The 21,274-nt window shown below is 40.1% G+C and carries 37 protein-coding genes and 1 tRNA gene; 24 read left to right on the plus strand and 14 right to left on the minus strand.

Annotation, left to right across the window (positions count from 1 at the left end):
• Positions 1-862 (plus strand): IS3 family transposase (locus F986_RS08720; protein ID WP_004694138.1); only part of this gene is annotated, 862 nt, incomplete at its 5' end.
• A gap of 244 nt (positions 863-1,106) precedes the next feature.
• Here the strand turns inward: F986_RS08720 and F986_RS08725 are convergent.
• The 12 genes from F986_RS08725 to F986_RS08775 form a co-directional block, all read right to left on the minus strand.
• The gene (locus tag F986_RS08725) at positions 1,107-1,502 is read right to left on the minus strand and encodes an SPFH domain-containing protein (RefSeq protein ID WP_004694142.1); all 396 of its coding nucleotides are present in this window, start codon (positions 1,500-1,502) and stop codon (positions 1,107-1,109) included.
• 219 nt (positions 1,503-1,721) lie between these two features.
• A tRNA-OTHER gene (locus F986_RS18245) sits at positions 1,722-1,831 on the minus strand.
• Positions 1,832-2,087: 256 nt separating this feature from the next.
• Positions 2,088-2,645 carry a hypothetical protein gene (locus tag F986_RS08730; protein WP_004694144.1) on the minus strand — a complete coding sequence of 186 codons (558 nt, stop codon included), beginning with the start codon at positions 2,643-2,645 and terminating at the stop codon, positions 2,088-2,090.
• Positions 2,646-2,655: 10 nt separating this feature from the next.
• Positions 2,656-3,090, minus strand: a complete 435-nt coding sequence (locus F986_RS08735) for a hypothetical protein (protein WP_004694146.1) — start codon at positions 3,088-3,090, stop codon at positions 2,656-2,658.
• Positions 3,083-3,445, minus strand: coding sequence for a hypothetical protein (locus F986_RS08740; RefSeq protein WP_004694148.1), 363 nt, complete (start codon positions 3,443-3,445; stop codon positions 3,083-3,085). Before F986_RS08740 ends, F986_RS08735 begins: the two co-directional genes overlap by 8 nt.
• Positions 3,442-3,705, minus strand: coding sequence for an IclR family transcriptional regulator (locus F986_RS08745; protein ID WP_004694150.1), 264 nt, complete (start codon positions 3,703-3,705; stop codon positions 3,442-3,444). Before F986_RS08745 ends, F986_RS08740 begins: the two co-directional genes overlap by 4 nt.
• Positions 3,702-4,106: a hypothetical protein gene (locus tag F986_RS08750; RefSeq protein WP_004694152.1), complete on the minus strand. Its 405-nt coding sequence runs from the start codon at positions 4,104-4,106 to the stop codon at positions 3,702-3,704. Before F986_RS08750 ends, F986_RS08745 begins: the two co-directional genes overlap by 4 nt.
• Positions 4,103-4,711, minus strand: coding sequence for a hypothetical protein (locus F986_RS08755; RefSeq protein WP_004694154.1), 609 nt, complete (start codon positions 4,709-4,711; stop codon positions 4,103-4,105). Before F986_RS08755 ends, F986_RS08750 begins: the two co-directional genes overlap by 4 nt.
• Positions 4,708-5,550 (minus strand): replication protein, encoded by an 843-nt coding sequence (locus tag F986_RS08760; protein ID WP_004694155.1) that lies wholly within the window; start codon positions 5,548-5,550, stop codon positions 4,708-4,710. Before F986_RS08760 ends, F986_RS08755 begins: the two co-directional genes overlap by 4 nt.
• Positions 5,547-6,278, minus strand: a complete 732-nt coding sequence (locus F986_RS08765; protein ID WP_004694158.1) for a phage antirepressor KilAC domain-containing protein — start codon at positions 6,276-6,278, stop codon at positions 5,547-5,549. Before F986_RS08765 ends, F986_RS08760 begins: the two co-directional genes overlap by 4 nt.
• Positions 6,279-6,326: 48 nt before the next feature.
• Positions 6,327-6,827 carry a phage regulatory CII family protein gene (locus F986_RS08770; RefSeq protein WP_004694160.1) on the minus strand — a complete coding sequence of 167 codons (501 nt, stop codon included), beginning with the start codon at positions 6,825-6,827 and terminating at the stop codon, positions 6,327-6,329.
• A gap of 42 nt (positions 6,828-6,869) precedes the next feature.
• Positions 6,870-7,067: a helix-turn-helix domain-containing protein gene (locus tag F986_RS08775; RefSeq protein ID WP_004694161.1), complete on the minus strand. Its 198-nt coding sequence runs from the start codon at positions 7,065-7,067 to the stop codon at positions 6,870-6,872.
• Positions 7,068-7,198: 131 nt separating this feature from the next.
• Between F986_RS08775 and F986_RS08780 the strand changes: the two genes are divergently transcribed.
• The 16 genes from F986_RS08780 (at position 7,199) to F986_RS08850 (ending at position 13,258) form a co-directional block, all read left to right on the plus strand.
• The gene (locus F986_RS08780) at positions 7,199-7,891 is read left to right on the plus strand and encodes a LexA family transcriptional regulator (RefSeq protein ID WP_004694164.1); all 693 of its coding nucleotides are present in this window, start codon (positions 7,199-7,201) and stop codon (positions 7,889-7,891) included.
• 150 nt (positions 7,892-8,041) lie between these two features.
• Positions 8,042-8,413, plus strand: a complete 372-nt coding sequence (locus F986_RS08785) for a hypothetical protein (protein WP_004694165.1) — start codon at positions 8,042-8,044, stop codon at positions 8,411-8,413.
• Between the two features lie 40 nt (positions 8,414-8,453).
• Positions 8,454-9,335 carry a DUF2303 family protein gene (locus F986_RS08790; protein ID WP_004694167.1) on the plus strand — a complete coding sequence of 294 codons (882 nt, stop codon included), beginning with the start codon at positions 8,454-8,456 and terminating at the stop codon, positions 9,333-9,335.
• Between the two features lie 82 nt (positions 9,336-9,417).
• Positions 9,418-9,690: a hypothetical protein gene (locus tag F986_RS08795; protein ID WP_004694168.1), complete on the plus strand. Its 273-nt coding sequence runs from the start codon at positions 9,418-9,420 to the stop codon at positions 9,688-9,690.
• Positions 9,691-9,698: 8 nt separating this feature from the next.
• Positions 9,699-10,223 carry a hypothetical protein gene (locus tag F986_RS08800; RefSeq protein WP_004694170.1) on the plus strand — a complete coding sequence of 175 codons (525 nt, stop codon included), beginning with the start codon at positions 9,699-9,701 and terminating at the stop codon, positions 10,221-10,223.
• Entirely contained in the window at positions 10,201-10,419 is a 219-nt protein-coding gene (locus tag F986_RS08805; RefSeq protein ID WP_004694172.1) for a hypothetical protein, read from the plus strand. Before F986_RS08800 ends, F986_RS08805 begins: the two co-directional genes overlap by 23 nt.
• An 8-nt stretch (positions 10,420-10,427) precedes the next feature.
• A complete protein-coding gene (locus F986_RS08810) occupies positions 10,428-10,688 on the plus strand; it encodes a hypothetical protein (RefSeq protein WP_004694173.1) in 261 nt (86 codons plus the stop codon).
• Positions 10,688-10,882 carry a hypothetical protein gene (locus F986_RS08815; RefSeq protein ID WP_004694175.1) on the plus strand — a complete coding sequence of 65 codons (195 nt, stop codon included), beginning with the start codon at positions 10,688-10,690 and terminating at the stop codon, positions 10,880-10,882. The genes F986_RS08810 and F986_RS08815 overlap by 1 nt, the downstream gene beginning before the upstream one ends.
• Before the next feature lie 16 nt (positions 10,883-10,898).
• Positions 10,899-11,270, plus strand: a complete 372-nt coding sequence (locus F986_RS08820) for a hypothetical protein (RefSeq protein ID WP_004694176.1) — start codon at positions 10,899-10,901, stop codon at positions 11,268-11,270.
• A gap of 16 nt (positions 11,271-11,286) precedes the next feature.
• Positions 11,287-11,451 (plus strand): hypothetical protein, encoded by a 165-nt coding sequence (locus F986_RS18415; RefSeq protein WP_004693792.1) that lies wholly within the window; start codon positions 11,287-11,289, stop codon positions 11,449-11,451.
• A 75-nt stretch (positions 11,452-11,526) separates the two neighbouring features.
• Complete coding sequence (locus tag F986_RS08825; RefSeq protein WP_227555142.1) at positions 11,527-11,931, plus strand: hypothetical protein; 405 nt, start codon at positions 11,527-11,529, stop codon at positions 11,929-11,931.
• On the plus strand, positions 11,924-12,148 hold the full coding sequence (locus F986_RS08830) for a DUF7167 family protein (RefSeq protein ID WP_004694180.1): 225 nt from the start codon (positions 11,924-11,926) through the stop codon (positions 12,146-12,148). Before F986_RS08825 ends, F986_RS08830 begins: the two co-directional genes overlap by 8 nt.
• Positions 12,141-12,455 (plus strand): hypothetical protein, encoded by a 315-nt coding sequence (locus F986_RS08835; protein WP_004694182.1) that lies wholly within the window; start codon positions 12,141-12,143, stop codon positions 12,453-12,455. Before F986_RS08830 ends, F986_RS08835 begins: the two co-directional genes overlap by 8 nt.
• Positions 12,452-12,724, plus strand: coding sequence for a hypothetical protein (locus F986_RS08840; RefSeq protein ID WP_004694183.1), 273 nt, complete (start codon positions 12,452-12,454; stop codon positions 12,722-12,724). Before F986_RS08835 ends, F986_RS08840 begins: the two co-directional genes overlap by 4 nt.
• The gene (locus tag F986_RS08845) at positions 12,711-13,061 is read left to right on the plus strand and encodes a hypothetical protein (RefSeq protein ID WP_004694186.1); all 351 of its coding nucleotides are present in this window, start codon (positions 12,711-12,713) and stop codon (positions 13,059-13,061) included. Before F986_RS08840 ends, F986_RS08845 begins: the two co-directional genes overlap by 14 nt.
• The gene (locus F986_RS08850; protein WP_004694187.1) at positions 13,061-13,258 is read left to right on the plus strand and encodes a helix-turn-helix transcriptional regulator; all 198 of its coding nucleotides are present in this window, start codon (positions 13,061-13,063) and stop codon (positions 13,256-13,258) included. Before F986_RS08845 ends, F986_RS08850 begins: the two co-directional genes overlap by 1 nt.
• A gap of 603 nt (positions 13,259-13,861) precedes the next feature.
• Here the strand turns inward: F986_RS08850 and F986_RS08855 are convergent.
• Complete coding sequence (locus F986_RS08855; protein WP_004694190.1) at positions 13,862-14,566, minus strand: DUF1003 domain-containing protein; 705 nt, start codon at positions 14,564-14,566, stop codon at positions 13,862-13,864.
• A gap of 246 nt (positions 14,567-14,812) precedes the next feature.
• On the opposite strand from F986_RS08855, the gene F986_RS08860 reads away from it, so the two are divergent.
• Together F986_RS08860 and F986_RS08865 are read left to right on the plus strand one after the other, a co-directional pair.
• A complete protein-coding gene (locus tag F986_RS08860) occupies positions 14,813-15,967 on the plus strand; it encodes a catalase family protein (RefSeq protein ID WP_004694193.1) in 1,155 nt (384 codons plus the stop codon).
• An 8-nt stretch (positions 15,968-15,975) separates the two neighbouring features.
• Positions 15,976-16,251 carry a putative quinol monooxygenase gene (locus F986_RS08865; RefSeq protein ID WP_004694195.1) on the plus strand — a complete coding sequence of 92 codons (276 nt, stop codon included), beginning with the start codon at positions 15,976-15,978 and terminating at the stop codon, positions 16,249-16,251.
• 184 nt (positions 16,252-16,435) lie between these two features.
• Here the strand turns inward: F986_RS08865 and F986_RS08870 are convergent, their stop codons facing one another.
• Positions 16,436-17,200, minus strand: coding sequence for a COG4705 family protein (locus F986_RS08870; RefSeq protein WP_004694196.1), 765 nt, complete (start codon positions 17,198-17,200; stop codon positions 16,436-16,438).
• Between the two features lie 335 nt (positions 17,201-17,535).
• Between F986_RS08870 and F986_RS08875 the strand changes: the two genes are divergently transcribed.
• From F986_RS08875 to F986_RS08895, 5 genes are all read left to right on the plus strand, one after another.
• Entirely contained in the window at positions 17,536-18,057 is a 522-nt protein-coding gene (locus F986_RS08875; protein ID WP_004694198.1) for a MerR family transcriptional regulator, read from the plus strand.
• A gap of 311 nt (positions 18,058-18,368) precedes the next feature.
• Entirely contained in the window at positions 18,369-18,743 is a 375-nt protein-coding gene (locus tag F986_RS08880) for an MCR_0457 family protein (RefSeq protein WP_017397073.1), read from the plus strand.
• Between the two features lie 192 nt (positions 18,744-18,935).
• Positions 18,936-19,322, plus strand: coding sequence for an MCR_0457 family protein (locus F986_RS08885; RefSeq protein WP_004694202.1), 387 nt, complete (start codon positions 18,936-18,938; stop codon positions 19,320-19,322).
• A gap of 117 nt (positions 19,323-19,439) precedes the next feature.
• Entirely contained in the window at positions 19,440-20,588 is a 1,149-nt protein-coding gene (dacC, locus tag F986_RS08890) for a D-alanyl-D-alanine carboxypeptidase PBP5/6 (protein ID WP_004694204.1), read from the plus strand.
• A 92-nt stretch (positions 20,589-20,680) separates the two neighbouring features.
• Positions 20,681-21,217, plus strand: a complete 537-nt coding sequence (locus F986_RS08895) for a gamma carbonic anhydrase family protein (protein WP_004694206.1) — start codon at positions 20,681-20,683, stop codon at positions 21,215-21,217.
• The last annotated feature ends 57 nt before the right edge of the window (positions 21,218-21,274 follow it).

The raw sequence follows: 21,274 nt of genomic DNA on the forward strand, positions 1-21,274 counted from the left end.
TGAAGCGATTTGTAGAATTTTACCGATTGCAGCTTCAACCTATTACCGGACTTTAGATCTCGCTGACAATCCAGAACATCGAGCGAAACGAGATCTACATGATGAGCATCATGCTGAACAAATTAAACGAATTTGGAAGGAAAGTTCAGGTCGATATGGTGTACGTAAAGTCTGGCAAAAACTGAAACGTGAAGGCTATATTATTGCGCGCTGTACTGTTGCTCGATTAATGCAAAAGCTAGGTATACAAGGTGTTTGGCGTGGTAAGAACAAACAAACCACCCGTAGCCGAGATGACCAAAAACGGGCAGATGATTTAGTGAAACGTAATTTTAATGCTGATCATCCAAACCAACTATGGGTGGGTGACTTTACGTATATTCAAACTCATTCAGGCTGGGTATATACCGCATTTGTTATTGATGTGTTCTCACGAGCAATTGTTGGATGGAAAGTATCTACACGGATGAATACAGATATGGTGCTCGATGCATTAGAGCAAGCATTGCATGATCGAGGCATGCCAAAGAATGTGATTCATCATTCCGACAGAGGTGTTCAATATCTTTCTATTCGCTATACCAATCGTTTAGAAGCAGCAAATTTACGAGCATCAGTCGGTACGACTGGTGATTCATACGATAATGCTTTGGCTGAAACGGTGAATGGCTTATACAAAACAGAGGTGATTGAATATTTAAAAGCAGATTGGCAAGGTTTAGCAGATGTACAACTTGCGACACTAAACTGGGTGGATTGGTTCAATAAAGAACGTGTACATAGTGCGCTAGATTATGTATCACCTTTTGATTTTGAAGCAATGTACTATGATAAAATTAACCAGTTAGGTCAGGTGGCCTAACTTAAATAAAAAGTCTCCGACAAACCCGGTACGGTTCAATCTATCGCCAGCATCTCATCCCGAGTCAAACCAGAACGACTTAAATTTTGGTACTTAGACAGCTCAGCAGTGCAAAATTCTAAGTCTTTTTTCGCTTGTACCTTATCTGTCATAAGACCATCCAATAAGAAAAGAAAAACCCCGCCAATAATGCATATTGAGCGGGGTTTTATGTGCCGTAATACGTTCGGCTAAGTGGAAAAGATTAATTAGAAGATGGTCGCTTGCCTGCTTCCAAGACAGGAATATTGGCTTCAGTTGGCACATATACAATTTGACTAATATTGCCCTCGCGTAAAGCTTCACCAAATGCACCAATAAACTCTTGCTGCCTGTACTCAGGGAACTCTTGTGCTGCTTTACCCATTACCTTGATTGCTTCTGCACGCAATTTCGCACTCTCAAGCTCAGCCTTGGCTGTCTCAATTGCAATTTGTTTGGATTGCTGTGCTTTTGATAATTGAGCCTGTCCTGCCATACCTTGCTGCCAAACTTTGTATTGTGGCCACGCAAACAAGAAGATCAGTATGATTGCTATAACGAAGACTGCAATCAATCCAATCAAGATATTGTCTGCACTACCTTTCTGAAACTTATTCATTTTCCACACCTGCTTTATTTTGGTAATAAAAAAGCCCGATCAAATTAATGATCAGGCTTATGTTTTTGAATCTAATTTACTTAACTTCTTTCATGCACTTTCGGCAAACTTTAATCTCATCACCGTCAACCGTGTAATCGATCTCAGTCACACCATGCAGGCCGAATAAACATAATATAAATTGGAGCATGTGGATCTCCTTTGATTTTAAAGACGGGATGAATACGGCAGGACTTGAACCTGCGCGGGTGGTGTCTAAGCTGTTCTCCACCCATACGACTGCTATCTCGTATTAGGAAGCCGCTCTAACCAACTGAGCTACGCTATTCACCCCTCTTTAGAATCTAGGTGGCGGCATTAAAATTTAAACCACTACGAATAAAGTTAAGCCGCCATTGGGTGCCTTGATATTGCTTTCACGGAACATTTCTCAAGGCATTAAAAAAGCCCATGTTTGAATGAGCTTTTAAAGCTTGGTCTCGGATAAACCGTAATACGACCAGTATAGAAATAAGATACCTTAGTTAGCAGAATAATGCCAACTATTCTTAAATATTGTTTGAAAGGCGCAATGCACCCGATATTTTAGGCGCGTAACTCTGAATATGTTGCACGGCGATATTCATCAATCGCATCTGAAGCCTCTTTAATAGCCATCTCAAGCGCAATCACCATAAGATTTTCATAAGGCTTCCATGTGTGACGATACACACTTAAAGACATCTGCTTACTAGATACACCTGCAACAACCTCAAGACGACCTTTCGCAGTAAAGTTAGACTCATAATCAGGATCTAACGCAAAAACCATCACCATCTTTGCTACCAACCATGAAAGGTGATAAATCGCAATTTGCTCAGGCTCGCGCTTCTTATCCACATATGCAGCATCCATCATGATTTTAGCCAAGTGATTGCGGATATATTCGTAATCACCCATTGAGCATTCACCAAAGATAATGACTGATGCAACAGACTTGGCAAGCTGGCTACCCATTGCAGCAATAGCGCCTAATCTATCCTGGTAATCAATAGGCTTTTCCCCAGTGCTATGCCCTTCTTGACCAAAAATAGGCGATTTAGCTGTAATGCCTTGCGCCAACCACTCAAAGTTTTTAAATTTCTCAGCCACTACTGCATTCATCCTATTTCCCTCAAAACTTCGCAAATCTTTTAAAAACCAACATAGCTGCATCACGCGCATGCTCATTCGTACGTTCAATCCAACCAGTGCGCTTTTTAAATACGTCAGCCTTTGTTTTGGTTGCATTGGCTGCTGGATGAATCATTAAGTAATTCAACCCTTGCTCCTTACACCAATCCTCCCAAATCTGCGCATCACGCTTTACTGATCCAACACCTTGGGCTTTCTCACGTCCACCAGTGAACCAGGTGCGCTGCCGAGCATCTTCAATGAATAAACAAACGTTTTCTTTTCCATAGTGCACAACAAACTCAAGCGTTCGACTCATGGCCTGAGTAATTGTTAAGGATCTAACTTCAAATAGTTCACCGCCATTACCATTGTCTTCTGCCACGGCGTAGCCTGTGTTCACACCTGTATCGATGCCAATGAGATACTTAGTCATTCAATACAAACTCCCCATCACCTTTGCAAAAACACACATAGCCAACTTGAACGGTTAAATTGCGGTACCCGATGCCTTTGTCAAAATCAAAAAGCTTATCGCCGTGTATAAATCTCAAGTTTTTAAAGAATGGTTGTGCTGTAAAAAATGCTTCAAATTCTTCAGTGCGATCCACTAGTGGGATAATCTCCACATCTGCAGTAAAGCAACTAAAAGGCGTTCCATCATCTAAACGCCCAAATACCCGACCATCTTCAACTCGGTCTAATACACCGTATCCAGTGAAGCGTTTGCCTGAATAAATCGTTGCGGATTCACCAATAAAATCTATTTTTACGCGGTCGCCTACTTTCATCCCTTCACCTCAAATAACTGTTTAGCTTTACCACTCAGGTAATATCGATTTTCTAGGCCTTCACTGTGTTTTGCATACAGAAGCCCCATCTGAACCAAATTTTTTAAATAGCGCTGTACAGCACGTTTCGTCACATCTGGCATAACTTGTTGTTGAATTTCGGATGCCGTTGCTACTGGGGTGTTCTTAACAGCCAGTAGGACACCAATTCCGCGATCTAGCACAGCAGCGCTATTGAGTTTTGAAAGTGATTGATTCATCTATCGATCTCCACAGTCATACCTGCATGATCCTGCTCAACCACAGATATTCCGCGCGTGATTGCTGCCTTGCTCGGTAATCTTTTGAAGTCAATCAGATTCACTTCATGGCAGTGTTTGCACATGAATGAATTTTTATTTTCCAGTTTTTTATAAATTTCCCGTGCCTCAGATAAAACACTGTTATTTCTTTCTGTAGCCCGATTGAGGTGCTTAAGGTGCTTTTGAATCCACCAGACCGGGTTTAAGCGAACATTGCAGTCGGTGCACAACACCTCATCTTCTTCCGCTGAGATTTGGATATTTTTATGTTCGCATGTGCCACGTTCAGACTTGCGTGAAAACTTAATGACATTTTCCACAGTATCAATATTTATCGTATGGTCTTCTTTATAGCTCACACTTCACCCCCAACACGATTAAACGTCTTCCCTATTCTTGCTGCCAACTCAGGCGGGCAAGGAACACCTGTACGGTTTCGCTCATGATTGTCGAGCTGCTTTGGAGCCTTAGGCTTCACCCACATTTCTTGCGTCATACCCTTTGCCTTAGCACGGCGTAGGTAATCCACATAAATATCTTTGAAAGCGAAGTGAGCTGATTTCTGCCCCTCTGCGGTCAACACATGGCGAACCTCATCAAGTACACGCTTGGTCAGCGTTGTGATCTTCGTTTGTGGATCTGATTCAAACTGCATAGCCTTTGCCCACGCCATATCAGCAGTCCACCAATCACCGCCCTGTTCACACCAGCTGCGGAATGTCGGTAAATTCTTAGGACACCATTCCTCAGAGTTCATCCGCGTCAAACCGCGTGCGATATCTGCTGGGGTTAGGCCATTTAGGACTGTGCAGGCCAATTGGCGAAGTTCTTCATCCGCATAAACTTCAAAGTTTTTCGTGAATGCTGATCCGTAAAGATCACTCATGCGCTGAAGAACCATGTCCGCGACTTCAACTGGGAAATCAATCGCAAATGCTTGTTCAAACAACTGGATATTGCTCATGCGCACTCTCCTTGAACATCACGCATTGGTGCTGGTTGATTTGCTTGGCTGCCAAAACGACGGCGCTCCAAAGGTTGTTGAACTGGTGCGGGTGTATTCTTCGGTGGGTACACGCTTTGGTAACTGCCAATGATCGAAGATTCCAAGGATTGATTTGCCCCTACACCGAAACCAATTAATTTGTTGATCAGCAACTTCACGGCGTTTTCAGTCAGTGGTTTTTTGATGCTGTTGCGCATGTCAACAAACTGAATCCACAAATCACGATTTACATTCGCTGGTAACTCAACCGCTTTTGGATCAAATTGATTTTGCTTTTCCGCTTTTGGTTTTTCAGCCTTAGGTTGTTCAGGAACACTCTTACTTTTTTTATTTATTTTTTTATTTTGTAGAGTGTCTTTTGATAGTGTCTTTTGTGTGTAAAGAATTTTTACTAGCGGTGGTAAAGATTCTTTACTAGCGTAGTTAAATTTCTTTACTAGTAAAGATTTTTTACTAGTGCTTTCAGGTAGTAAAGAATTTTTACTAGGAAAAGACATTTTCCAACCAACAACACATTCGTCATTCAGCTTAAAAGTATTGCCATGGATGGTTGATCCGCACTCAATTACCAAACCTACTTGAATGAGTTCAGCAATTGCTTTTGTGACTGTAGGACGGCTCTTGCCTGTCATCTTTTGGAACTGGCTTAGAGAAATCGAATCATGCTCTTTGTACCAGCCACGTGTCTTACGACAGATGATCAAATACAGCTTTGCTGCAACATCCCCAATTTGACAAAGAACATCGTCTACAAAGGCGTTAGGTACCTGAAAGCTGTTAGGAGTGAATTGACTCATTTGTTTAATAACCCCGCAGCAGCAACGAGTGCCGTTAATCTTGTTAATCCAAAGGCTGTAATGCGTGCTTGGGTGTAAACCTTGTCACCCTCTACACATGCAATCACCTGTGAAACCTTGTTTACCATTACCTTTTGCTCTACTCGTTGCGCGTATGCACATAACCGTCGGTGACGGCTGTTTTCTCTAAATACCCAGCGCTTCTTCAACATGAAGTCAATGAGCTTTGATTCTTGAATGCCGATAGTTTTTGCTGAATCACGGATTGAATAAGTGTTTACCGTGTCTGCAATCACATCCATCACCTGCGCCTTAGGCTCTAACACGGCGACATGGTTCTTAAGTGCTTGGTTTTCTTGTTCAGCAGCTAAGGCCAATTGAATTAGATCCATTCGACTGAGTTCGACAGGCTTTGCAGCTTGGCTTTCCAACTCATACCAACGCTTTACCAGGAGCGCCGTGAATTGAGGGCAAAGCTGTGCAACCACGGTAATGCTGTCTAATTTCCCTTGCTCACCGCTAAAAACGTATGCATCAGAGAAGCGATTAGGGCTAAGTGATTGTTTGTTTTCAACTTTCGCCATTGGCGGTAGTTGAATTACGTCCTTATTAGCTAAACGCTCAATAGAAAGCTTCACATTGCGCGGTTCTGTATGAGCAATCTGAGCAATTTCAATGTGATTGATTGAACCTGTAATTGCTTGTGGTATACTTATTGGCATATTCATAAAGATTTACCCTCTGAATTGAATACTGAAAAAGCCTGATCTCAACTCTCAGGCTTTTTCTCTTTTTAAAGCTGACAAATATTTTCCAGCCTCTTTTTCTAAAGCCACACGTAAACCGCGCAGGTTTGCTTCCATCTCTTCCAAGATTTGAACTGTGTCTGCCAATTCCGACGGCGTTACAACACCATCTGCCATAACATCTGCAATATGCTGATTCACATGACCGTTATTGATATTGATTTGAAGAAGACGCTCTAAAACACTCACCTGATGTTCTTTTTCTTCAGCTTGGTTTGCTGGTACACACATCAATCCCAATTTATGCGCCCATGCTTTCACTAATGCTGGATTGCGAGTAAATGTCATCATTGATTCGATGGCTTTCACTGTTGGCAAATGCTGGTCCATATTTGGGTTTGCATAATTAAGAACAGTTTTATGAGAAACACCGAGCACCTGAGCAATGTCTTTAGGTTCGATACCTGCAGTGTTATGAATCATTGTGTGTAAAGCATTCTTTGCTTCGCGGCTTAGCGTTAGTTCGCTCATATGTGAATCCCTTTGATTTTTCACGTTTCTTTTAAAAAACAATTAACTCAAACTTGCTTTAGAAACTTTTGATGCTTTTTTCTTTAAAAAAAGATTTGGATGTTTGAGTTTTTCACTCGCAGGGATACCACGCGTCTTCCAGTTTTGAACACGCTGAACTTGGTAGCTTAAGAGGTTAGCAAGTGCCGTGGCCCCCCCATGCGATTCGATAATCTTTTTATCAGATTCAATTTGATTCATTTTGCACCAATAAAACATTTTGTTTCATGAAGAATAAAACACTATGTTGTTAATTGTCAATCATAGTGTTTTACACAAAATGTGTACTTTCTGAGAAAATGAATAACTAATGAATAAGGGTTGTTTTAATAATGAGCACCAAAGAAATCCACCCAACTATGCAGCGTATTTATGATGCAACCAGCTTAAATGGGTCTGATTTGGCTGCATCAATTAATGAATCTCCCCAAACAATTTATAACTGGGATAAACGCGGGGTTTCCAAAAAGGGAGCTTTCGCAATTTCTCAAAAACATAAAATTGATATTGGTTGGATTCTTACAGGTGATGGTGATCCAAGGATTGAATCAATTTCTAGAAACACTTCAAATGCAGCCCCTATGTCAGGTGGCTGGGTTCCAGTAAAGTCATACAGCAAGATGGGTTATGACGGCTTTTACACTGAAATGGGCTTTTTAGGCAATGGTGGAGACGGTTACGTTCCTTCATTAACCGCAGGCCCAAATGCTTATGCTGTAAAAGGTACTGGTGATTCAATGTATCCAGCTATTAGAAGCGGTTGGTACATCGTTTGCGATCCTGACGCAACACCTACCCCAACAGAGTTTGTTGAAGTACGACTAAACGATGGTAGAAGAACCATCAAAGAGTTGATTGGTGTCGTTGGTGGTCTACTTCACTTGCTTTCAGTAAATGGCGAAAAGCGTATGACATTTGAACTGTCAGAAGTAGATGCAATTATCGCTGTAACAGATATTGTTCCGCCGAGTAGACATGTTCAGGAATACCCAACAATGCAGATAAAAAATATAACTTACGAGTAATCATCTATAAAACATAAACCGCCATATTGGCGGTTTTTTTTCGTCTTAAAATCATTTTGTTTTATTTTTTACTTGACTGATTAAAACAATTTGTTTTATTGTTCTTAAAACAAAATGATTGTTTTACTCACTCGACAAAGGTAATCCGCAATGACAAAACAAACCTCCTTCTGCCAAACCCTTAGCAATTTGCAACATGGTTATTCGCTTCAAGAACTTGACCAATTGCTTACTGAAGCGCTTCAAGCATCACAAGACACAGGCAAGGTCAGCAAAGTAAGTGTGACTTTGACTATCAAGCCTAATGGCGCTGGCACATACAAAATCACGGACGACATCAAGTCGACGCTTCCTAAGTTTGAAAAAGAGGCAACGCTTTTGTTTACAGATGGCGAACAGCAACTTGTTCGTGAAGATCCACGCCAACAAAAATTAAAACTTGAGCAAGTTCAGTCAAGCGGCCCAATTGATCTGAAAGGCATTCCTGCTGATTCAAAACCACAAATTAAATCCCTTAATTAATTTTCCCTAACCCATCAACCTCACTATAAACAGGTGCTTTATGAATAACGAAACAAATCAAAACAACGATTTAGATGCTTATCGCGCAGGTCAGCTTTCACAACAATATGCAAATGCGAATCTTCCATTTGTTGTGGTGCCAGGCGAAGGTAAAGTTCACACCTTCCCTGAAACCCTTGATCGCCCTTTACAGCTTCAGCAAACGGTAAGCTTGCATACAGCCAAAGACTTCATTGGTTACGTAAATCGTTTCGCTGATAAAAATTCAGTCATTTTCGTTAATGTCCTTGGCGGGAAAATCCAAGCTGTTCTTGATTACCACGAAGCAACACCTGTTGATGAATATGGTTCTAATGCAAAGCAACGTCTTTGCTCTCATAAAGCCATCTTCAATGTCGAACAAACACCTGAGTTCAAAAAAATCCGTGATAAATCGGGTGAATCAATGTCTCAGTCTGACTTTGCACTGTTCTTAGAAGATGTAATGCCATACATCAATCAACCAGCAGCTGCAGAACTCTATGAAATTGTCAGCACCTTGTCTGCAAAAACCAGTGTCGACTTTAAATCAGGTGTTCGTACTGACAATGGTCAAGTATCTATCACTTATAACGAAAACATTGATGCCAGCGCAGGTCGTGAAGGCAAATTGAATATTCCTGAGCAAATTGTATTTGGCATTCAGGTTCACCGTGGCGGCAGTCACTATGCCCTACCTGCTCGTTTCCGCTACCGCATTAAAGATGGCAATTTGCGCATGTGGTATGACCTTGATCAGCTAGAAAAAGCTATCGAAAAGTCTATGGAAGACACAGTTACTTATATTCGTGAAGGCAAAGTGATTGATAACGGTGATGGCACTGAAACAGCTCAATTAGGCGTTCATTCACACGTAACAATTTTGGAAGGCTCTGTTAGCTAAATAACAGACATTAAAAATCCCTGATTACTTTGCACGGCGATCAGGGCTCTTTGTAAACACTTGCACGCTTACGGGGCTAATTATGAATCAACGCGTATCGCATAGCAAATTACCTGAGTTTGGCACAACCAAAAGCCAAACATCTGCAATCCTCTACCAAGAACCGACCTTGGAAGAAACCAAGCCACAACATAAGCCAGTTATTGAGTTGGTAAAGAACTTTGCAGCAAGCACCCTGCTGATGATCAGTATTTTCAGTTTTGGACTATTGATTTTGAAAGGTTGTGCCGACGATGTTGAGCATCAAAAAGCCATGGCTGTTAAGCATCAAATGCAGTTTGGTTCGGATAAATAGGTGCACCAATGGCATTGGGTAGCTTCCTTTGTTCTGAATGTGGCAACCAATTCCAGCGTGAAAATGGCGAAGCAAATAGGACATTGAGAAAAGTAGGTTATTTATTTTGCTCTCGCACGTGTAACGGCATTCATAGACGAACACTAAAAACTGATGAGCAGAAGAAAATTGAAAAGGCCGAGTATGACCGCCAGTACCGCTTAAAAAATCTTGAATCACTCAAGATAAAAAAGGCTGAGTATTTTCAAAGAACCTACGATCCAATGACAGCAAAAGCTAAACGTAAACAAAGAATGCATAGGCATGTTGAGTATTGCAGGACACCTAAATATAGGGCCTACAAGCAGAAATATGACCAGATATACCGAGCCAAGAAACAGTATGGCGAATTCTATGAGTCAGCATTACTTCTCAATGAATTGGAAACCGAAGTAACTGAAAGGCTTGATTTTACAGAACGCGCAGCACTGAAAGGCACATTGAATAAACGCCAAACACGGAAAAGAAATTATGAGCAATCAATTAACTGCTGAACAACTTAAAAATGCACTTTGGGACTCATTAACTGCTGTTAAAAGTGGTCAGATGCAACCTGCCGTTGGTGACTCTGTTGCAGGTCTTGGTCGTGAAATTTTGCGCACAGTAAAAGTTCAACTTTCTGTTTCAAATCAATCTAAGCGCTCTGTACCTCAGGACGTTATTGATTTTGCTGAAAACACAAGTAAATAGGTGGTTGCATGAAAAAAGTCCCGAAAAGACATATGGATCAGTTCACGATGTTTCTATCTGTTGTTGGTTTTACCGCAAAGACAAATGCTGATGGTTCTATCACTTGTATAAATCCCAAAATGCCGAAAGAGCGCAGACAAATAGTGCTTTGGCAGAACGGAAAAATGAATAAAGCATGCCAGTTGCTTTGGTGGGATTTTCTAAATCACTGGTTACTTATCGGCAAGCAATTTATTGAAGCGCTGAATAAGAAGATTGAGGTGGCGTGATGTTTGAAATGAAAATTAAGCCCGATTATTCGGAAGCGATTGCTAAATTTGTGGAAGTGCATCGTCAGATTAACTTGGCGAAGGTGAAAGTACTTTTGAAGGCAAATGCGACTTGCATGGACTTACTGAGTTCAAAGCCTGTCAATCTAGCAAACATCACTGTGTTAAATGCTGTCAACGTACTAGCCAATTAAGAAAGGAGGCTTAAAAATGTCTGCACATTTACCAGGACAATCCGTTTCTATTCACGATGATGAATGGGGAACATTTTGCTACACACACCACGATATTAAGGCTACTCACCGTATTTGTTCAGAAGCCGATAGCTTTGGTGCCGAATATTACAACATGTGTGATCAATGCTGGAATGAGCATCAAGCAGCGATTCAAGCCAAAAAAGAAGATCCTGAGCAATGGGAATGCTGTAGGAAATGCGGAAATCTTGTTCCTTATTTGAGTTCATATCGTGATCCCGATGAAGGCATGTGTGGGCCAGTTTATGAAGCTTGCCCTGATTGTGTTTCAAAGTTTTATCAGAGCTATGAAGACGAATGTGAATGGCTTGATGACGAATATTATTAAAGGTTGAGGTGGCGTGATGGAAGTGCATGAAAAGCGAAAACTTTTAGAAGCGATTGATATTTTGATAAAGCGCCCTGCTCAAGCTGATGAAACAACATTAGGTAATGCAATTGGTTATTTCACTAAATTGGTTGAATCAACAACAGGCGGTCAATTGACAATTGTGCCAGTGGTTAAATAAATATTTCGAGCAATTATTTGCGCAATTTCCACAATAAATCAGGATTTTGCGCAGATGTTTGCTCAGGAGAGTGTGATGGAAATTCAAAACGAAAAAGAGGCGTTTGAAAGATTTAAAGCTAAACAAATAGGCATAGATTATGAAACATTAAAAAAAGACTTAGATGATTGCGAGAAAAGATTCCCAAATAATCGGTATGCAGGCTGGAATTTTAAAAGTGATTGGGAGTTGTGGCAAGCAGCCAATGCCGTAGCGGTGCCGGAAGGATATGTTTTGGTCAAGAAAGTTCACCCCGATGCCATAGTGCACAACCAAGGACTCGGCCTTTTTAAGGAATGCCAAATTATTTATGGTTGGGATGGTAAATCCAAAGACTTTAAAGATGCTTTGAATAAGGGCTTTTATCACGGGGTTAAGTTGGGTGCTAAAGCCGTATTGGAAACTGCCATGATCGAAGCACAGGAGCCAGCCAATGACTGATTTCAACCAGATAAAAATCAAACTAAAGCTGTCAATCGGTTTTCCTGTAGCTAATCACGAGGAAGAGACTTTTCTAAGTGAGCATATCTCTGAGGAAGAATGGAATAAATTGGGATTCTTTGAAAAAGACGAATTTATTCAAAATGAAATTCTTCGCGAATGGGCATATGACTATATAGAAATGTCGGCACATATGGAGAATGAAGCCAATGACTGAAATTCAACAAACAAACATTGCAGTAGCTAATTTCATCATCGGCGAACTACATAAAGAGAAGCCTTTTGATTTGGTGTTAGATGCAGGTCAAACAGGCGCTTTATACAACATAACGAGTGAGTCACATCACTTGCATAGTGGCTTTGTTCGTAAGCTAGAAGCAACCTTAAGACAGCGCGTAAATAATGGCACTGGTGTGATTCTTGAGATTAATTGCAATGCCGATTTGTATTACCACGTGCTGAGCAGTTATATCGCAGAGCATGACAAGTTTGGTGTGGTGAAGTCTTTAGGAGAGGTGTCATGAATGATGCAGTGAAATACTTTCAAAAAAATGGACTTCAAAGATCAAAAGAACTGGTTGAGATGGGATTTGGGTTTTGCAGTTTGGAGGATGGGCTTTCGTTTCATACTGAGCAATTGAAGCAGTTGGTCAAAAGTCATGAGCTGGTGGCAAGTTGGGGTGGTTTGGCTGATGCCAAGGTGGCGGTAAAGGTTAGTCGCCACAAGAAATACCTGAAAAGAGCCATCGCAGATGTAGAAAGTTGTATGGAGGTGTCCAGTGAATCTAATTGAGCAATTGGGCGGGTATGAGTACCTGAATGGGTTTTACAAAAGGGCGGTAGCACATGGATTTACTTTGACTGAAATCAAAGAGGAGTTGCTCAAATACCGCCGCCAGCACAATATTTTTGAGGTTGGGGATAAGGTTGTTTTTACAAATAACCCGTGTGCATTAAATCATAGTGTTTGGCAGGTAATAAGTAACAAGGATTACCCGGTGGTAGCTCCGATTTGCAATTTCAATGGTCGAGTTATTGTTGAAGCAAATATGTCAGTTTTATCACCATACCGTATTCAGCATGCTGAAGATGAAGAAATCAAAGCAGGTAAAAGATTGGAGGTGAAGTGATGGGTATTGATCGTCGTGTACGAGCGAAAGAATTTATGCAGCTCCTTTCAATTAAGAAGGATGCATTTTACAATAAAGTGAAATTGGGCGAGATTGAGCAACCAGTACGGATCAATAAGAAAGATGTCTTTTGGCATGAGTCTTATGTGAAGCGAAAAGTTGAAGAATTTAAACCGAAGGATTTAGCCTGCTCTTAGCAGGCTTTATTTTATATATAGATGTTAAAAAAACGGGTAACTTAGCGGGTAACATTATCAATAAAATAAATACAATTCAATACAATCAATAACTTAAATAACAAATGTGCATTAGCTATTAAAATATTCACTGATGGATCTTCTTCAATCTATATGAGTCGGTAAAAGCCTTATACATCTATTTTGCACTCATCTTCGTCTTTTTAATCTGCAATTCAAACAGGTAGATTTATGGGTAGCTTGAAAAAACTAAATTTTTAAAGCGAAAAGAAAAGCTATAGAGTCCTCGATGCAGAAAGACTATACATTGAGATCAGGCAATCTGAAAAGATGAAATCATTGATCTGGGTGAGTACTTTACTCTTGCATGGGCAGAACAAAAGAGAGAGCTTAAAAATAGAAGAATAAGCATACGTTTAAAGTGTTTACTGGTGAGTACGCCTTCAAAAAGATAACATATAGATCTCTTGATTTTGTAAAACCACTCTTCTCTTACATAGAAAAATAAATATAAAGCAATGAGTTAAAAAATTTAAGAGAGCGAGTCTAGCTATGACTCACTATTACAGAACATGCTTTTAAGTGTTTGGATATTGAGCCAAGTTATTCGCGTTTTTTACTCATTTCGGATAACAAATCCATTTGTATTTCTTGTATTTGGGCTAACCTATTCCACTGATGCATCAACAGATGATCTAGTTTTTCATTTAAATGTTGAATTTCCAACTCCGCCTTTAAATTAATTTTATAATCGTTTTGCGAGCGCAATCTGTCTTTGGCTTCCTGTCTATTTTGGCTCATCATAATCACAGGAGCTTGACTCGCTGCAATACAGGATAAAATTAAATTTAATAAAATAAAGGGATACGGATCGGCAGGATGCGTGACCATGACCACTGTATTGACAACAATCCAAATGGCTAAGAAAGTCGCAAAGCACATGAGAAAAGCCCAACTACCGCCAAAGGTCGCAATTTTATCTGCCAGCCTTTCCCCTAAAGTCCAATTTTGATCCAACTGATTTTCAACATTTTTGGTGATCACTTCATGTTTTTGCAAACTTTTAATCACCTCATATTCAAGATCAGTCACTTCCCCCTTTTCAGACTTTAGCAGTGAATGAACATACTGAATTCGATATTTGGTTAAGTCTGCTTGGCATATATAACTTTGAGGCGACCATTCTGGAAAATCATGTGAAATTTCTTCGGAAATAGATTTTCGTATTGCCCCCATAGGAATGAGGTTTTTAATGAGGAATTTCTGCCCACAGACTAAACATTCATGACTTTGATTTTTTTCGCTCATGCTCGTTCTCTTTTATAATCATTATTGGTTTTGGGGGAGATAAACATCTTCGAACAAATTTTAAACCAATGTCAAATTTTCAGCACCTCTAAGATTAGCTCCTCATTAAGTTTTTTCTAGACAGTAGCCATGAATAAAAAATGCCACAGATATAATCATAATTCTGTGTCTTAAATAAGACTAAACAAGTCCATATCATCAGGCTAAAAATTAAAAAAATCCAGCTTTAGAGCAAGGAGACAATCAATGCCTAACTCCGCAAGGCCTATGCGTTTAGGTCTACTTTTTCATGCCATATTACTCACAGGTATCGCCGCTAACGTAGAAGCGAATACACCACCTGTAATGTTGACTTCTCCTAAAGATTTTATATACCCAGATGTAGATCATGCTCTAAGTGAAAGTCTTTATCCAAATGAGGCCGCCACTGTTAAAGAAATCGCGAACATCATTGAAATGACGATCCGAAAACAATATTCCACAGATATCGCGCTACGTGATGCGCACCCTAAAGCACATGGTTGCGTACGTGCAGAATTTAAGATAAACGAAACATTGCCTCAAAACATGGCTTATGGTGTTTTTATTCCGGGAAAAACTTATCAAGCATGGATTCGTTTTTCGAATGGATCGAGTAATGCAAAACAGGCGGATATAAAAAAAGATGCACGCGGCATGGCGATCAAACTTTTAGCCGTGCCAGAGAAAAACCTTTTAGATGAACCTGCGGCTACGCAAGACTTCATTATGATCAATCACCCTGTATTCTTTGTAAATGACCCCGCTCGTTATCTATCATTTATACAAGATATCAATAGCGATCGATTTCTAAAAAAACTGCATGTCCCTTTTGCATTAGGAGCCAAAGGAACTTGGATTGCCTTGAACACTAGAAATAAAATTTCAAATCCACTGCAAACCAGATACTGGTCTATGGTGCCCTATCAGTTAGGAGTCGGCGATCATCGTCAAGCGGTAAAGTACTCTGCTCGTGCATGTTCAAGCGTTGTTAGCCCGATTCCAGTTACTCCTCAAAAGAACTTTTTAAAAGAGGCACTTCGAACGACCTTACAAGATCGTGATGCCTGCATGGAGTTTCTAGTACAACCTCGGACATCCAGCTCAATGTCTGTTGAAGACTCGATGACGGAATGGAAAGAAGACCAAGCTCCTTTCTATAAGGTGGCCACAATTCGTATTCCTCAGCAAGTTTTTGATACCCCAGAGCAAAATAAGTTTTGTGAAAATCTATCCTTTACACCATGGCATGCATTAGCTGAACATAAACCGCTGGGTGCAATAAACCGAATGCGTAAAGTCATATATGACCAGATTAGTCGCGTCAGACATGATATGAATTCGGCTAAACAAACCAACGCTAACAATGTCGAAGATCAATAAGGAGTCCTATGGTTAAACTCAATGGCCTATTAATCTGTGTGTCTAAAGAAGAAGTCCGTATGGTGATAGAACTCCTTCCAGCACATATTGAATTAACTCATCAAGAAGAAGGCTGCATTTCTTTTGAGGTCAAGCAAAGCCACGACCCTTTTATCTGGGAGGTGCAGGAAGTGTTTGATAGCATGAAAAGTTTTAAGCATCACCAAAGTAGAACGGCCTCGTCCATTTGGGGAGTGAAAACGCAAAACATTAAACGGCAGTATAAAATATCTGAGGGTGAATAAGGTTTAAGTTTCTAGCTATAAAATGACACTTCTATGACTAAAACTTGAAATAGCCCTCAAATGAAAGCTAACTCTATTCAGATCATAAAATTTAAAAATGTTCTGTACTAAAAAACACAATGAAGAATAGCGATTTTTGTATGGATCATCATGAATTGAGCAGATGTTCAACTTGATATCTTATTTAGTGAGCGGTCGCTGCTGCTTTGGGTTTAAAAGCCACCAAACAAAAGACAATAAAACCACATAGAACAAAAGATGCGCCAAATCGACTCAGATCCAACCCTCCGTGACTAATGGGCTTATCTAGGAAATCCCCCAGTACGGCACCTAATGGCCGCGTGAGTACAAATGCAGCCCAAAATAAGAAAGTTCTAGAGATTTTGGTCCACATATAAAGCATGGTCAGCAATAAAAGTAAACCGCCAAAGATAAGTGCTGCACTGGTATAGCCCAGCCCTTGCGTATCTGCTGTCCAATCCCCTAGCGCTGTGCCCAATGTTTGGGAAAACATGATGGTCAGCCAATAAAACGCTTCACTTTTGGAAGATTGAATACTCTGTACCGCAATTGACCCGCTGCTGTAGTACCACGCTAATAAAGATAAAATAAGCAAACCAAATAAGATTAGACTGCCACCTAAATAGCCCAGTCCTAAGGTACGATCAACATAGTCCGCTATAGTTGTCCCTAGAGTTGTTGTTGCAATAATTGTAGACCAATAAAAAAATGCATTATATTTTTTGGTCTTAATCTGTGCTGCAACGAATATTGCAAAAATAACGGCGAAGATGCCCGTACTTACGATATATCCCAGATTAAGCGACATGGATAAAGCATCCCCCGCTGTTTCACCCAGTGTTGTTGCCGCAATTTTAATGATCCAAAACAACAAAGTGACTTCAGGCACCTTGCTCAGCACCTCATGCAATATTTTTTCTTCAGTCATGATACGCACCAAACCTTATTCTTTTGTCTATGCTGAATAATAGTGCTCACAACTGAAATCAATCTTAAATTTCAAAGACCTCGCCCATAGAGGCTGTTTATGGCTTTCAATAACACAACGTCCATAGACTTATTCATCCGCTTTCTAAATGGACTTGAAACCAAGCTGAGCTGAGTTAAACACCTAAGCTGTTGTTACTCGCTACCCGTAAAGACAGCTGTAAAATAAGCCATGGCAAATGTTCTGTTCGCATCAGTTTAATTTGCGATATTTTTGAATTCACCTGATTGACCCGTCTATAAGTAAAGGGTTTAGCTTAATGGAACAATGAACGAATGATGGAAACTATGCTTACTGTATCTCGCTTAGCGAAAAAACTCGGTTTATCCAGAACGACTATTCTCTATTATGAGAAACAGGGTTTATTAAAACCAAGCTTAATCGCTGAAAATGGATACCGGTGGTACGGTGAAAGTGAAATTGAGCGTCTTAAAAGCATCATCTCCTACCGTTCTTACGGACTATCCATTTCAGATATTCGCTTGCTTTTAGAACCACTTAGCATATCCCAAGGGCAGATCTTGGAAAATCATTTTCGGGCATTGGAACAAGAGATCAATAACTTAAGAGCTCATCAAAAAGCCATCATTGAGTTATTGAAAAAGTCCATTTTATTAAAGGAAAAGTTCGTGAATAAAGCCAAATGGGTAGAGATTATGATCGCAGCAGGTTTATCAAAAGAAGATATGATTAAGTGGCATCAAAAATTTGAAGAGATGGAACCTGAAGAGCATCAAAAATTCTTAGAGTCACTCAACATTACACAAGATGAGATTACGGCTATTCGAAGCTTATAGTGCTTTTTAGCTCTCAATATTTGATCATTTGAACATCAAACCCAATAGCTCTCATCTAAGCGCTATTGAGTTCACTGCTTACCTATCGTAAGCATTTTTTATCCCTAAATATTATTCCTGCACCAACAAGCAGATCATCCTAAAGACTGCCAAAACTGAAGATTAGAAGTCGTTAGGATGATCATTGGCGATTAAAAAGTCCAAAACAAAAAACTTTATTAAAAAATGACTGGTCAGAACTTTTCATTGAATTCTAATTGAAAATATATATATTGAGTCTCCGCATCCACCATAAATATGTGATTTTAAAAATGATTAAAAGCTTAACATTACGTAATTTCTTCGGATTAGGCATGGCTATCATGATCTCTCAATCTGCTTTTGCACTAGAGGGATTAAGCACAGAAGAAGCCAACACCATCGTGAAAGAAGATATTGCAGCAGCGCAAGTCATGACCGAATTTTGCCCTGCTTTGGTGGGTCAAGGCCCTAAAATTGAAAGCAACATTCAAACTTTAATTCAAACCTATTTACAAGACTACTCAGATAAGTCGATGACCTATGCAAAATTGCAGTCAGACAGCGAATACCAGTCGATTCTGAAAGAAGCTCGTGCAGATGCTAATGGTACAGACAAAGCAGAACAAAAATCAGTATGTGATGACGTTGTAAACTTTGAAGGTTAATTCAAGTTCTACATCTACATCGCAAAAAAGGATGAATAATGGGGTTATTCATCCTTTTTTTATTTGACTGAAAAATGTAAAAACGATGAAGCGACTTCAACAGCTTCTATACACTTTTGCGCTTACATTTACTTAAAATTTGTTTAAGCTCATCCTATTATGGCAACAACATGTATGCACTTAGGGTTTAGAATGAATTTGAATGTAATGAAAAAAGTGATTTTGGCAGTTTGTGGTTCTTCTTTGATTGCCATTGGTTCGGCTCATGCAGCCAATAAAGACGAAAATATTGAAGTGACTCCACTGCAACAAGTGACGCAGCAAGAGTTGGCTGCAATTTACGTCCTATCAGAAGTTTGTCCAAGCCTCGTTTCAGACCAGAGTCAGTTTGAAAATGGCTACAACACTTTGGCCAAAGAGTATCTACCGCAACAGAAAAACCCGACTGAATACCTTAAAAGCCTCAGTAAAGAGAAAAAATTTAAGCCTATTTTAGCCGAAGCTCAAGCCGATGCGAAAAAAGCAGGTAAAGCGAAAAACCAAGAAATTTGTAAAGAATTGAGCACTTACAGCAAATAATACCAATTGGTTACAATATCTTTGAAATAAGCCGATTTCTCCCGTAGAAGTCGGCAGAACTTTGTCCTAAAATGCAAAGCTCTCGTGCTTATACTAAAGAAATCGGAACCCCTTAGAATGATTCAAAAAAGCGCCCTTGCTGCGGCATTACTCGTACCAAGCATTTCATTTGCAGCAACTGTCTTATCCTCACCACCAGAACTAAATAATAAATCATATGTGCTGATGGATTATGAGACTGGGCAAATTCTCGCATCTAAAAATGAAAATGAAAAATTAGCACCAGCGTCAATGACAAAAATGATGACGAGTTTCATTATTGAGCAAAAGTTGTTGGCGGGCGAGCTAACCGAAGATGAAAAAGTTCGGATGAACGAGTCTGCTTGGTGTCGTGGTAGTAGTTCGGAATCATGTATGTATGTGCCATTAAATGGTACTGCGACTGCATTAGAGATGTTACGCGGCATTATCATCCAATCGGGTAATGATGCATCTAAGGCTATGGCTGAACACATTGCTGGGAACGAAGGCACTTTCGTTCACATGATGAACACTGAAGCAAAACGTATCGGCATGACCAATACCAGCTTCATGAACTCAACAGGTATGCCTGCTGAAGGTCACTACTCGACCGCTAAAGACATGGCAACGCTTGCACAGCACATCATTCACGACAGTTCAAAATATTATCCGATTTATTCTGAAAAAGAATTTACTTTTAACGGTATCAAACAAGGCAACCGTAATGCCCTGCTTTATACTGACCCAAGTGTCGATGGTTTAAAAACTGGTCATACTGACGAAGCGGGTTATTGCTTAACAACTTCGGCTAAACGTGGCCCAATGCGTTTGATTTCTGTGATTTTTGGTGCGCCAAGCATGCAAGAACGCGCAACGCAAACACGTGAAATTTTAGCGTGGGGTTATGCAAACTTTGAAACTAAAAATGTTCAAGCTGCGAACCAAGTTTTAGCAAAATCGAAAGTGTGGTTTGGTAAAGAAAGTGATGTACAAATTGGTTTAGCTGAAACCTTCAACGTAACGATGCCGAAAGGCCAAGCCAACGCAATCAAAACACAACTTGTGGTTCAACCGAAACTGACCGCACCGTTGAAAAAAGGTCAAGTGGTTGGTAAATATGTAGCAAGCCTTGATGGTAAAGTGATTGCTGAAAAACCACTTGTTGCGCTAAAAGATGTTGAAGAAGCAGGTTTCTTTGCACGTATGCTTGACCACATCAAACAATTCTTCTCAAACTTATTCTAAGCAACACTTAGACTTAAGTTAAAGCATCCACACCTCGGTCTGGGTGCTTTTTTATTTTATAATGGGCACCTACGCAAAGGCAGTACACCAATATGGCTAAAAATATTCGCCCCTATTTGAACAGCACTCCACAGCTTGGCAACAACTGCTATATCGATGAAATGTCGGTAGTGATTGGTGATGTTATATTGGCTGAAAATGTTTCTGTATGGCCTTTTGCAGTGATTCGTGGTGATGTAAACCATATTCGGATTGGTAAAAACTCGAATGTACAAGACCATGCAATGCTGCATGTTAGTCATAAAAAAGCAGATAAACCAAATGGCTCGCCTTTAATCATTGGCGAAGATGTCACCATTGGTCACCATGTCACCTTACATGGCTGTACCATCGGCAACCGTGTTTTGATTGGTATCAATAGCATTGTTTTGGACGATGTCATCATTCCTGACGATGTGATGATTGGCGCAGGAACACTGGTTCCACCAGGGAAAGTGCTGGAAAGTGGCTACTTATATGTCGGTAGTCCTGCCAAAAAAGTTCGTCCTCTGACAGAAAAAGAGTTGGCATTCTTACCATATTCAGCACAAAACTATGTCAAAGTATCGGGGCATTATTTAGAGTCATAATCATTGGGGGTATTTCTCTCGCATTTGACAAATACAATAATGTTCTTAGAATCTGCT

This window comes from Acinetobacter johnsonii CIP 64.6 (assembly GCF_000368045.1).
Lineage (GTDB): Bacteria > Pseudomonadota > Gammaproteobacteria > Pseudomonadales > Moraxellaceae > Acinetobacter > Acinetobacter johnsonii.